Source organism: Caloramator sp. ALD01, assembly GCF_000472625.1.
GTDB classification, from domain to species: Bacteria; Bacillota; Clostridia; order Clostridiales; family Caloramatoraceae; genus Thermobrachium; species Thermobrachium proteoclasticum.
Map to the genome: position 1 here is coordinate 40,315 of NZ_AXAA01000016.1, position 13,581 is coordinate 53,895.

General features: G+C 32.8%; 10 protein-coding genes. 3 read left to right on the forward strand and 7 right to left on the reverse strand.

Features of this window, described 5'->3' with window-relative positions; all coding sequences use genetic code 11:
• Positions 1–18: 18 nt before the first annotated feature.
• Positions 19–1,350: a M48 family metallopeptidase gene (locus tag A3M9_RS0107930; protein WP_027308751.1), complete on the reverse strand. Its 1,332-nt coding sequence runs from the start codon at positions 1,348–1,350 to the stop codon at positions 19–21.
• A 171-nt stretch (positions 1,351–1,521) separates the two neighbouring features.
• Between A3M9_RS0107930 and A3M9_RS0107935 the strand changes: the two genes are divergently transcribed.
• A complete protein-coding gene (locus tag A3M9_RS0107935; protein ID WP_027308752.1) occupies positions 1,522–2,364 on the forward strand; it encodes a DegV family protein in 843 nt (280 codons plus the stop codon).
• A 327-nt stretch (positions 2,365–2,691) separates the two neighbouring features.
• On the opposite strand, the gene A3M9_RS0107940 is transcribed toward A3M9_RS0107935, so the two are convergent.
• Positions 2,692–3,099: a hypothetical protein gene (locus A3M9_RS0107940; RefSeq protein WP_027308753.1), complete on the reverse strand. Its 408-nt coding sequence runs from the start codon at positions 3,097–3,099 to the stop codon at positions 2,692–2,694.
• Between the two features lie 137 nt (positions 3,100–3,236).
• On the opposite strand from A3M9_RS0107940, the gene A3M9_RS14215 reads away from it, so the two are divergent.
• Complete coding sequence (locus tag A3M9_RS14215; RefSeq protein WP_051350657.1) at positions 3,237–3,824, forward strand: cytochrome b5 domain-containing protein; 588 nt, start codon at positions 3,237–3,239, stop codon at positions 3,822–3,824.
• 326 nt (positions 3,825–4,150) lie between these two features.
• On the opposite strand, the gene glgP is transcribed toward A3M9_RS14215, so the two are convergent.
• The 5 genes from glgP to fdhF form a co-directional block, all read right to left on the reverse strand.
• A complete protein-coding gene (glgP, locus tag A3M9_RS0107950) occupies positions 4,151–5,773 on the reverse strand; it encodes an alpha-glucan family phosphorylase (protein WP_027308754.1) in 1,623 nt (540 codons plus the stop codon).
• Between the two features lie 130 nt (positions 5,774–5,903).
• Positions 5,904–6,668: a formate dehydrogenase accessory sulfurtransferase FdhD gene (fdhD, locus tag A3M9_RS0107955; protein WP_027308755.1), complete on the reverse strand. Its 765-nt coding sequence runs from the start codon at positions 6,666–6,668 to the stop codon at positions 5,904–5,906.
• Complete coding sequence (locus tag A3M9_RS0107960; RefSeq protein ID WP_027308756.1) at positions 6,649–7,263, reverse strand: molybdenum cofactor guanylyltransferase; 615 nt, start codon at positions 7,261–7,263, stop codon at positions 6,649–6,651. Before A3M9_RS0107960 ends, fdhD begins: the two co-directional genes overlap by 20 nt.
• Positions 7,264–7,338: 75 nt before the next feature.
• On the reverse strand, positions 7,339–8,193 hold the full coding sequence (locus A3M9_RS0107965; RefSeq protein ID WP_027308757.1) for a formate/nitrite transporter family protein: 855 nt from the start codon (positions 8,191–8,193) through the stop codon (positions 7,339–7,341).
• 53 nt (positions 8,194–8,246) lie between these two features.
• Complete coding sequence (gene fdhF / locus A3M9_RS0107970; RefSeq protein WP_027308758.1) at positions 8,247–10,913, reverse strand: formate dehydrogenase subunit alpha; 2,667 nt, start codon at positions 10,911–10,913, stop codon at positions 8,247–8,249.
• A gap of 361 nt (positions 10,914–11,274) precedes the next feature.
• On the opposite strand from fdhF, the gene pulA reads away from it, so the two are divergent.
• On the forward strand, positions 11,275–13,401 hold the full coding sequence (gene pulA, locus A3M9_RS0107975; protein WP_084424711.1) for a type I pullulanase: 2,127 nt from the start codon (positions 11,275–11,277) through the stop codon (positions 13,399–13,401).
• Positions 13,402–13,581 lie beyond the last annotated feature (180 nt).

A 13,581-nucleotide genomic window follows, 5' to 3' on the forward strand; every position in this document is an offset into this window, starting at 1 on the left:
CTCTAATCATTTCTCCTGCTACTTAACTCTATCTAAACTACTTAGCTTTGTCTCATAAATTTGCACCTCATCCTTGAGCTTTAATTTCCTTGCAACCAACACTAAATGATAAAGTACGGTTTTTACTGCATTACCTCTTTTAGATGAACTCTCATAGGCATTTTTTAAAACAGTATACGCCTCTTCATATTTTTTATTAAAGATAAGAAGCTGGCCTAAATAGTCCCAAACGATATTATTTCCACCATAAATCATTAAAAACTCAAATATCTTCTTTTCTGCCCTCTCATATTTTTTATCCCTTATTGCAATATTTATTGATTCAATTCTACTCTTCATTTGATATACCATATCCTTATATAAATTACCTAATACCTGCTTACCAAGCTCTGTGACTTTATATATTAAACAGCCATTATTTGCCCTAATTTCTATAAGTCCCATATTAACAAAACATAAATCTAATATACATCCTCCCTTTGTCATTGCTTCAATGCTGGCAAGTCTAAATCTTTCGCTTGCAATTTCTATTAGACTATTTTTTTCATCTATCTTAATCATCTCATTTACATTTATCTTAATTTCATTATTTTTATTAAAAATACTTATTAAAATGTCTCTAATTTTTAATATGTCAAAATTGGAATTGTCTACAATATTCCCCCAGTTTGTTTTAAAGAGCATAAGGTATAGAATTCCTGCATATCTTTCGTCTATATCTAATCTTGAAAGAGCTCTTCCCTTCTTTGTTACCTCGATGATATTTTTATCATAAAAAACCAAATTGTTTTGAATTAAAAATTTAATAAAAATATCTGTTTCTTCGTTTTTTTCATAGCTCTCAAGGGGTATATCATTTAATATCTTCTCCAATAAAATCATTGTTTTAAAGTCATAGTTGTTTACGTATTCACAGTTTCTTATAACAAACTTGCTAAAGTTATTTGTTGTAATTTCCTTTATAAAATCCTTTGTATCATCCCTCTTGCCCATCAATCTGTCATATTTCTCTAAATAGTATTCAGCATTATTAAACATACGTTTATAGTGGGCAATTTTGCCACCCTTAATAAATTTATTAATCTTTAAAAACTCGGTAAGCTCAAGCATTGCATCAAGCATCCTTGGTATGCCATCTCTTCCTCCAAGCTCACTATTTATAACACTCACCATATCAGTAAACTCTTCAAATGTGAAGGAATCTATTGTCTCTAAAGTTTCATTAAAATACACTAATACCCTATTTATCAAAAGCTTAACCACAAGAAGATTAAATTCAATTGTTTCTTCCTCTAATCCCTTATCCCTCATATATTTTTCAAAGGCAATTAACTTTTCCTTATCAGTCACTTTTTTCACCACCCTAAACATTTTTAATTACATTATTTCCAAAATAATTGTAAATAATACTATAAAAGCAGATATTTAGGCTTGATTTATAGCAAAAATTAACTAAAATTAATTGTTAAAAAATTAAAAACGATATATAATAAAGTCATAAACCTAATTTGGAGGTATGTTATGGAAAAGATTGCTCTGATCACAGACAGCTCATGTGATTTACCAAAGGAAATACTGATTAAAAATAACATTGAGGTCATTCCTCTTAATGTTATATATGCAAATCGTGAATACAAGGACGGTATAGATATTACACCGGAAGAAGTGGCAAAAAATCTTGATGTGGAAATCCCAAAAACATCTATGCCATCACCAAGTGATGTTTTAAATAAAATAGAATCCCTAAAGAAGGAAGGATATACTCACTGCATAATAATTACAATATCATCTGGCCTTAGCGGAACTTACAATATGTTTAAAATGATTACAAGTGAAATTCAGGATATGGTAGTTGAAGTTTTTGATTCAAAGATACTCTCTTTAGGACTTGGATTTATAGTTCTACAGGCTGCAAAATTGATACAGCAAAAACTATCCTTTAATGAAATTATAGATAAATTATACTCCGTAAGAGAACAGGTTAAAGGATATTTTATAGTAGATACCCTTGAATACCTTAAAAAGGGTGGAAGAATAGGACGTGTTACAGCAGCAATTGGGAGCCTTTTAAATATAAAGCCCATTATATCTGTTGATGAAAATGGTAAATATTTTACCTTTAATAAGGCCCGCGGCAAGAATCAAGCACTTGATAGGATGTTGGATGAACTTAAGGCAGTTATAGATAATGGAAAATATTTAGTTGGAATACCCCACGGATGTGTTAAAGAGGAAGCTTTAAAATATGCAGAAAAGATAAAATCTCTTGGAAATATTGAGGATATAATAATCAGTCAAATAAGCCCTGCTCTTTTAGTTCACTCAGGCCCAGGACTTATTGGACTTGTGTTTATGCCAGTATAAAAAAAGCCTTGATAACTCAAAGCTCAGATTATTGACAAACCTGTTTGTTAGCTAAAATCTGAAAAGCCCCATGAAAGGATTTCAATAGGTTCTTTCATGAGCATTAGCAATTCTTAGGTTTTCGACTTTGTAAAAGTCCGTAATTCGGCACAGAACGTGCCGAGCCGAGCGGCCATCAGGACGATGGCATCGCGTGGGTAGGACTTTTTCAAACAAAGAAAAGCTTAGAATTGCTTTGCGAAATGAACCGATGCCTTAAAATCCTTCATGGGGCTAATCAATATATAACTTTTCATCAGCCTGAGCCTTGATTTCCCAAGGCTTTTTTTATATCAAAGTCTTATTGAATATGTATCCTTCAAAAAACTCTATTGCATTCTCTATGTTTGAAACGCCATATTTATTTAATAAAAGCTCTACTTTTATTTTATCAACGCCTCTAATTTGTAGTTTTTCTACTGTGATATTTCCATAATCACTGCTACATTCTTCGTAACCACCATCATAATCCATTATTACATTTATTACACCAAAAAGACTGTCCTTAGGACTTTCAAATATATCAACATTTATAAAGTCCAGTGCATTCTTAGGACTTGAATAAAAATATTTAAAGGCTACATTCTCATCAAGCCCATCTCTTCTCCCATCATAGAACATTAGATTTTTTCTTCCCTTTAAAACATTTTCTATTCTATTTACTAAGTCTAAACTTTCAACTGCTACCTTTATCACCTGTCACACCTCCAATTAGCACAAATCTAATAATATCACAATATATTAATAGTTTTCAACCAAAAAGAATATTACTATTCTATTTTCAATATTTTTTTCATATTTTAATATGATAGAAGTTTTATTGGAGGTGTAGTATGGATATACAAAAAATATCCTCACTAATTAACATAATAAATAGAGAAAAAAATACTTCAAATATCCTCTTTACAATGGACAAAAGGGGAATAGATATGAAAAACATATCTATAGAACACAGTTATATTCTACTTAACTTAGCAAAGTTACTCTCACAATATGATATAAACATAGAAATAGATGAACCTCATTATGAAAGGAGAAGCAAAGAAGAAGCTATTATTACCCTAATTGATGACATTAATAGTTACACAGAAATTTTAAGCGGAGAAGATGACAACACAAAGAAATTAGTAACTAAACTTATAAATATAAAATGTAATTTAATTAAGGAAATAATTAAAGATGAAAGAGCCGAGCTAATTTTAACAAAGGATGAATTATTGAAATTTGATGGTTCAAATGGAAACCCTGCTTATGTTGCAATAGATGGAATTATTTATGACGTTACAAAAAATAAAACTTGGCTTGATGGGGTGCATTTTGGACTTGTGGCAGGACGCGATTTGACAGACGAGATAAATAGCTGCCACGATAATAAAGAAGCTATCCTATCAAAACTCACACCAGTTGGTAAACTAAAATAAAGAAATAAGGCCTATTGACCTTATTCAGATTGTTTTACAAACCTACTTGTTAGCTAAAGTATGAAAAAGCCCCATGAAAGGATTTCAATAGGCTCTTTCATGAGCATTAGCAATTCTTAGCTTTTCGACTTTGAAAAAGTCCGTAATTCGGCACAGGACGTGCCGAGCCGAGCGGCCATCAGGACGATGGCATCGCGAGGGTAGGACTTTTTCAAACAAAGAAAAGCTTAGAATTGCTTTGCGAAATGAACGAATGCCAAAGAAATCCTTTATGGGGCTAATCATTATATAACTTTTTCAACAAAAAGAAATAAGGCCTATTGGCCTTATTTCTTTATATACATTAAATCATAGTATTCCTTAACCATTCTTGCAGCTGAGAACTTTTCTTGAGTTGACTTAATGCTTTCTCTCATCATTTCTGCCCACTTAGCCTTGTTTTCATAGTAAGTTGGAACAACTTCATTTAGAAGAACATTGTATAGGCACTTAGCATCATGTGCATCTAATTCTTCAAGTGTTTCGAAGTCGTCAACTCCCTTACCATCACCAAATTGCCATCCGTTTACTCCATGGTTGCAAGCTTCTGGCCACCATCCATCTAATATACTGCAGTTTAGAACACCGTTCATAGCAGCCTTCATACCTGATGTACCTGATGCTTCTTGTGGTCTTCTTGGGTTATTTAGCCATATGTCGCATCCTCTTGTTAGCATTGCACCTATTTCCATATCATAGTTTTCTAAGAATACAACGCTGTTTGGATACTTCTTAGCATACTTAACTATATCAGCTATAATACCCTTTCCTGTGTAGTCGTTTGGATGTGCCTTACCAGCAAATATTATTTGTATCTTTCCACTTTCTAAATATGGAGCAATTAATGTTTCATCAGTGAATATAAGGTTGCTTCTCTTATATGGAGCAGCTCTTCTTGAGAAACCAATTAATAACTTATCTGCATCAAGCTTAACACCTGTTCTCTTTTCAACAAATGCAATAAGTTCCTTTTTAATTTCTTGGTGAACCTTAAGTAGATCTTCACCTTCTTCATATGCCCTTCTTATTCTTGCATCTTGCCATGTACCATTGTGTACTCCGTTTGTGATACCAAGTATCTCTGGTCTTCCTTCAACAAATGACCACATTTCATTTGCTGTTTCCTTATGAAGTTGAGCAACACCATTTGCTATTCTTGCCATTCTAAGTGCTGCAACTGTCATATTGAATGGGTCTCCACCAAGCTTCTTCATTTGCCAATAATCTAAATGTAGATAAGCTCCCATATATTCAAGTAATCTATGTGGATGAACTTCGTTTCCTGCTGGAACAGGAGTATGAGTTGTAAATACTATTTCTTCTCTTGTTGCTTCTAATGCTTCATTGAAGCTCATTCCTTCTTCCATCTTTTCTCTTATAAGCTCAAGTCCTGCAAATACTGGGTGGTTGTCGTTGAAGTGATATACATCAACGTCTATTCCAAGCTCTCTTAATGCTCTAACTCCACCTACACCAAGTATTATTTCTTGAGCAACTCTTTCTTCTGCAAACCATCCATATAGTTGTGCAGTAAGTAGTCTATCTGAGTTTTCATCTAAATCTGCATCAAGTAGGTATAATGGAATGTTTCCAAACTTTTCACACTTCCAAACCTTTAGCCATACCTTTCTATCTCTTATTTCAACTGGCACTTTAACTCCTGTATCTTCTAAGAAGTCGTATTCATAAACACGATAAGTGTCAACAGTCTTTCCGTCTTCTCCTATGTATTGATCAACATAACCTTGCTTCCACTTAATACCTATAGCAACCATAGGAACTTCTAAGTCCTTTGCTGCCTTTATAATATCTCCTGCTAATATCCCAAGTCCGCCTGAGTAAATCTTAAAGTTTGTATCAAGACCGTATTCCATACAGAAATATGCTGCAGTTGGTAACTTCTTGCTCATTTCTTATCCTCCTTAAACGTTTAATTAATCTTACATTGGTTATTATACAACATACTTTTAAAAAATGCAATCGATTGCATACAAAAAAATTTTAAAATACAAGAAATTTATACAAGATACATAAAATTCATTACACAATTCTTTCAAATCCAGTATAAACATTTAATCTATTTCCCCTTGCAAAACCTATAAGTGTTATATTACACATCTTAGCCAAATCAACTGCCAAAGATGTTGGTGCAGAATGTGAAACAATTAATGGAAGGTTTATTCTTGACGCCTTAATTACCATATCCGATGATATCCTTCCAGATGTGATTATATATTTATCATAAAACTCAATTCCCTTTTCAAGTCCATAGCCTATAACTTTATCAACAGCATTATGACGACCTATATCGTCCATTCTAACAATTATATTATTCCCACATAAAGCGGCACTATGTACTCCACCTGTCTCTAAAAACAAGCTGCTCTCTTTATTAAATTTATTAACATTACTTAATATATCCCCTGATAAAAACTTTTTATTGCTCTCTACTTTTTTTAAATTTTCACTATGCATTAAACTTATATGAACACTTCCCCTTCCACATCCTGAAGTTAATGCACTCTCTTTTCTTTTTATTTCTCTATTTTTATCTGCAAGATTTATATAAACACCTTCATTTAATACACTTATACTTTCTATTTCATCAAACTTCTCAATGACTCCATCAGTCTTTATAAATCCTACAGAAAGCTCCTTAAGATTTTGAGGTAGACACATAAGTGTAACATAATAATAGTTATTTATATATAAATTTATAGGCTTTTCAACAATTATGCCATCTTCCTTTTCAATTTTTTCTCCGTCTTTAAAAATACATATTTTTTTATAGCTTATAACATCCATCAAAAATTCCCCCGCTTTTTAGTTTTTCTAAATCCTCCCTGTAGTTTAAGTTGGTAAACATATCCTCATTAGATATATATTTTTCAACCTCTTCATCGTTTGTATATAAAACACTACAATCCTTTACTACATCCATTATCTTAAACCTTCCTCTATCTATTGCCTCCCTTAATCTTTCCTTAATATCAATAGAGTAAAAGGAGTATAAAGGTTCAAAGTATCCACCCTTTTGAGTTATTAAACATTCAACCTCCCTTGTATTTATAACCTCAATCAAATATTTTATATAATCTAAGTTAACATAGGGCATATCACATCCAATAACAAAAACATACTGTGACTTAGAGTTTAAAAGAGCTGTATAAATTGCACCAATTGGGCCACAATCCATTATAACATCCTCAACAACTCTAAATTTTGTATTAAATTTATTTTTATCATTTGTTACTAAAACAATATCATCAAATACTGTATTTAGCCTTTCTGCAATATGTTCTATTAATAACTTATCATTAATTACTATTTTACTTTTATCAAAACCCATTCTTGAACTTTTGCCACCACAGAGAATAGCTGCTGTAGAAACCTTTTTCAAAAAACCACCCCTTAACCAAAGTGCCATGAAAAACACCTATTTTTTCATGGCACTCATTAAAAATTTAAATTATCATTACATTTTTAATCCTTTACTTACTTCAACTTTTGCTGGTATTCTCTTTAATGCTAAATAATACATAAGACCAATACATACTGCCCCGCCAACAATGTTACCTAAAGTTGCAGGAATTAAATTTTGTATCATTGAACCAATTGATATATGGGATAATTTTTCAGCTGTAAAATGCCCTACTTCTGCATAGGCTGGGTTAGTCTTTGCAAATAGGCCTATTGAAAAATAATACATATTGGCAACACAGTGTTCATATCCTGCAACAACAAAGGCCATAATAGGAAACCACACAGCAAATATCTTATGTATAATATCCTTTGCACCATAAGACATCCATACTGCTATGCACACTAATATATTACATAGTATACCACTTGTAAAGGCTCTATAAAAGGGTAAACTTCCCTTATAGGCTGCAACCTTTAATGCATAGGCCCCAAGTTTTCCTCCGTTTACATCAAGTCCACCTGAAGCAAATATCAAATATGCTATTATTATTGAACCTATTAGATTGGCAAAATAAACAAAAAACCAATTCTTAAACATCTTTTTAAGCTCTACTTTACCATCAACAACACCAATTAACATCATTGTGTTGCTTGTAAAAAGTTCTCCTCCCCCAAGTAGTATCATCATAAGTCCAACTGGGAAAACCGTACCTGCTACCAGCTTTGCTACACCAAAGTTTTCTATTGAATGGCTGGCAACAGCAGAAGAATAACCACCAAGTGCAATAAAAGCACCACCAATAATTCCTAAAATAATCATTTGCAAAGTCTTAAGCTTTGATTTTTTTACACCAGCAGCAATTGTTTCATCAACAATTTCATTTGGTACTAACATTCTTTTTTCCATACAGCATCTCCTTTCTATTGATAAAATTATAACAAGGGAGAGAACCTCCCTTATTATAACCTATTTATTCTTACAGTGCAAACCTTTAATTCCGGTTCCTTTGTAACTTCATCCAATGCTGTATTAGTTAAAGTATTTGCTTCCTTAAAGTGGAATGGCATAAATACTACATCCTCTTCTATTCTCTCTGTAACCTTTGCTCTAACCTTTACACTTCCTCTTCTTGATGTTACCTCAACCATCTCTCCATCTTTAATTCCAAGCTTTGAGGCGTTCATTGGGTTTATTTCCACAAATGGCTCACCAACTATATTCATTAAACCTTCATTCTTGCCTGTCATTGTCATAGTATGATAATGATATAGAACTCTACCAGTTGTAAGTATCAAAGGATATTCAGAATCTGGTGTTTCTGCCGCCGCTTTATAATGGGCTGGTTTAAACAATCCCTTACCCCTTGCAAATTTTTCTACGTGAAGTATTGGTGTTCCACTATGATTCTTATCTAAAACAGGCCACTGTAGTCCCTTTTCCTCAATTCTTTCATAGTCTATACCTCTATATTGTGGAGTAAGCTTTGAAATCTCCTCCATTACATCCTTAGATGAATTTAGGCTGCATTCATACCCTAATCTTATCATCAATTCCTTAATAATTCTCCAGTCCTCTCTTGCTTCTCCTACGCTATTTATTGCCCTTCTAACCCTTTGCACTCTTCTTTCTGAATTTGTAAATGTTCCATCCTTTTCAGCAAAGCTTGCAGCAGGTAGAACAACATCAGCAAGTTTTGCAGTATCTGTTAAAAATATATCCTGAACAACAAGGAATTCTAAAGATTTTAATGCTTCCTCTACGTGCTTTATATCTGGGTCTGAAACCATTGGATTTTCTCCCATAATATAAAGAGCCTTTACTTTTCCATCGTGTGCAGCTTTGAATACTTCAGGAACAGTCAATCCAACCTTATCTGAAAGTTTAACTCCCCAAGCCTCTTCGAATTTTTCAAGGTTTTCCTTTACAAATACTTTTTGGTAACCAGGGAAGACATCTGGTAGACATCCCATATCACAAGCTCCCTGAACATTATTTTGTCCACGAAGAGGATTTACTCCACAGCCTTCCTTACCAATCTTACCACAAAGCATTGCAAGGTTTGCAACTGAATAAACGTGTTCTACTCCTGATGAATGTTGAGTTATTCCCATTGAATATACTATACTTGATTTTTCGCTCATTGCATAAAGTCGTGCTGCTTCTTTTATAAGCTCGGCCTTCACTCCTGTTATCTCTTCTACCTTCTCTGGAGTATATTGCTTTACTATCTCTACAAGTTCATCAAAATTTTCACATCTTTCTTCAATAAACTTTTTATCCTGAAGACCCTCTTCAATTATTACATTCATCATAGCATTAAGTAGCACGACATTAGTTCCAGGTTTTAGCTGCATAAACACATCTGCACCCTTTGTTAATTCTATTTCTCTTAGGTCTGCTACAATAATCTTTGCTCCATTTAATTTTGCTCTTTTTATATAGGTTGCTGTAACAGGATGTGTTTCAGTAGTATTTGAACCTATTATAAATATACAGTCTGCCTTCTCAAGTTCTCCTATACTGTTTGTCATAGCACCGCTTCCAAAGGTTGTCGCAAGACCTGTAACCGTTGTAGCGTGGCAAAGTCTTGCACAGTGGTCTACATTATTCGTTCCAATCACAGCCCTCATAAACTTTTGAAACATATAGTTATCTTCATTTGTACATCTTGCAGAAGCAAATCCTGCAATACTATCTGAACCATACTCATCCTTAATCTTTTTAAGCCTTGATGCAACATAATCTAATGCCTCATCCCACTCAACTTCAACAAATTCTCCATTTTTCTTTATAAGTGGCTTCTTCAATCTATCCCTATGGTTTATGAAATTGTATGCAAATCTTCCCTTTACACACATAAGCCCTTTATTAGGCTCTGAAAAACAAGGTTCTACTCCCACAACCTTGTCATCCTTTACAAGTAGATACATCTGACATCCAACACCACAGTAGGAACAGGTTGTTCTAACCTTTTTAACCTCCCAAGCTCTATACTTGTCCCTCTTTTTAACAGTTAGAGCTCCAACTGGACATACTGCAACGCAGTTACCACAGGATACACAGTCAGACTCATATAATTTTCTATCAAATGGAACTGCTATATGAGTATAAAATCCACGTTTTGCAAAACCTATGGCACCAGTACATTGAAGTTCATTACATACCCTAACACACTTTCCACAAAGTATACATTTATTTTGATCACAAATATAAAATTCATTGCTATCATCCAATTCATATTTTATTTTTTCTCCACCATACTTGTCCTCTTTTATGTCATATCTATAGCAGTAATCCTGTAATTTGCAGTCTCCAGCCTTTTCACAGGTTAAACAATCTAATGGATGGTTTGAAATTAAAAGTTCCAACACAGTTTTTCTTGCCTCAATAACACTCTTTGACTCAGTATGTACTACCATCCCCTCCTGAACAGGAGTTGAACAGGATGCCAAAAGGCTTTTTGCTCCTTCAACCTCAACAACACATATTCTGCAAGCACCGTGGGGCTTTAATCTTTCATCGTGACATAGAGTTGGAATATCTTTCCCAAGCAATCTTGCAGCTTCAAGTATGGTCGTTCCTTCTTCAACTGAAATTTTAACTCCATCAATGGTTAGGTTTATCATATAATCCCCCCTAAATACTTGTTAAATAGTTAACACACCATAAATATTTTACCTCTAATTTTAATTTTTCGCATTATTTTTTATTGTATTTATATTTTATATTAATTTAATTTAACAAATATTTGTTGATATTAGTATAAAAAATAGGGGGGAGACATTGACACTGCAATATAGAACTATTTCTAACAAAAAAGCTTAGAATTGCTAAAGCCGCAGAATGGATGCCCAAGAAGTCCTTTATGGGGTTAATCAATATATAACTTTTTAAACAGCCAAAAAGTTATTAACTTTGTATATTCCTTTTTTTATAAAAAAAATATAAAATAGTAAAAGACACTATATTTTGAAGGGAGAAATAAATATGTTATTTTCATACCTAAAGAGCTTTAGCCAAATAGTAGTACACGGAATCAAAGAAAATAAAATAAGAATAAACAAGAATACCAGAATAAAAATATTTCAAAAGGACATAAACCACGAAATACAAAGAATTAACCTTTGTGGAGACGACATATGTATAAACATAAAAGGTCATATTGATATTAAAAAGCAATGCCATATTTTAATAGAAGGATATTTGCTTAACGTAAATTACTCTCCTCTATTTAAAACAGATGAATTTAATCTTATTTATGCCTATGATGGTCCGCTGGGATATATTTATAATAAAGAATTTACAGAGTTTTATGTTTGGTCACCTGTGGCAGAAAAAATAAACCTTCTACTTTATAAAAATTTTGACCCAACTATAGATGAAGAACCCGAAGTATATGAAATGAAAAAATTAGATAAGGGGGTTTATTACACAAAAGTCAACGGTGATTTGGATGGAATTTTTTATAATTATGAAGCCTTTGTATTTGGGAAAAGAAACATTGTAGTTGACCCATATGCCTATGCAGTTGGAGTAAATGGACTAAGAGGTGCAGTAGTTGATTTAAAATCAACAAATCCTGAAGGGTTTGAGGAAGATAGGTATATTAAATTAAATGCAAACGTTGACGCAATAGTTTATGAGCTCAGTATAAGGGATTTTACAATTGATTCTACAAGTAGTGTAAATCTTAAAGGAAAGTTTTTAGGCCTAACAGAAGAAAATACAGCCTTTGAGGGAGTACAAACAGCCCTTTCCCATATAAAGGATTTTGGTATAACCCACGTACAAATAATGCCTATGTATGATTTTAGCTATAAAAGTGTTGATGAAAAATACCCTCTTGATAAATATAATTGGGGGTATGATCCTCAAAACTACAACTGTCCAGAAGGTTCCTATTCAATAAACCCATTTTCACCAAAGAGTAGGATAATAGAACTAAAAAAATTAATTCAAAAACTACATAGCATTGGAATTGGAATTAATATGGACGTTGTATATAACCATATGTATGAAGCACAGCAGACACATTTTGAAGGATTAGTACCAGGTTATTATTTCAGAAAAAATCTTGATGGAAGCTTTATAAATGGAAGCGGTTGTGGAAATGACACAGCATCTGAAAATTATATGATGCGAAGATTTATAGTAGACTCTGTAAAATATTGGACTAAAGAATATCATATAGATGGATATAGATTTGACTTAATGGGGCTTCACGATGTAGAAACGATGAACCGTGTAAGAGATGAAGTATTAAAAATAAATCCATATGCAATGATATATGGAGAGGGCTGGAATATACCAACAGGAATAGAAGAAGAAAAAAGAGCTATACAGAAAAACTCAAGTAAACTTTTAGGAATAGGATTCTTCAATGATACAATAAGAAATTCCGTTCGTGGTAGTGTATTTGAATATAAGGAAAAGGGGTTTGTAAGCGGAGCCTCAGATCTTGAAGATACAATAAAGGAATGTGTAAAGGGACTTCCTAATCTTTATGTAACACCTTGCCAAAACATAAACTACATATCCTGCCACGACAACCATACTTTATGGGATAAACTTAATATATCTAATGCAAAGGATAGTTTTGAAGATTTAAAAAGTATGCATAAATTGGCCTACTCCATTGTTTTAACATCACAGGGTGTACCCTTTATTCATTCTGGAGATGAATTTTTAAGAACCAAAAAAGGTGTTGAAAATAGCTACAACGCAAAGGATGAAATAAATAAGGTGGATTGGAGTCTTAAGGTTAAAAACATTGATGTTTACAATTATCTAAAGGGACTTGTTAATTTTAGAAAAAAACACCCTGCCATAAGAATGAAGGATAGAGAACTTATAGAAAAACACATTGAATTTTTTGAAACACCTAAAAATACTGTTATGTTTATGCTAAAGGACTATGCTAATTATGATAGTTTTAAGGATATAATTATAATTTACAATGCAAACAATAATACAGTAAAGCTTAATCTTCCTGAAGGCAATTGGTACTTATATGTAGATAAAAACAATATATACGATACTCCACAGAAAAGCTTCCAATCATCAATAGAAGTTCAGCCAATTTCATTAATAATACTTTCAAACACAATTTTATAATTAAACTAAAACCTCTACCCTCTGTGCTTACAATAATATGTAATATTATACAGGCTGTTGAAAAAGTTATATATTGATTAGCCCCATGAAGGATTTTGGGGCATCGATTCATTTCGCTAAGCAATTCTAAGCTTTTCTTTGTTTGAAAAAGTCCTACCCTCGCGATGCCATCGTCCTGAT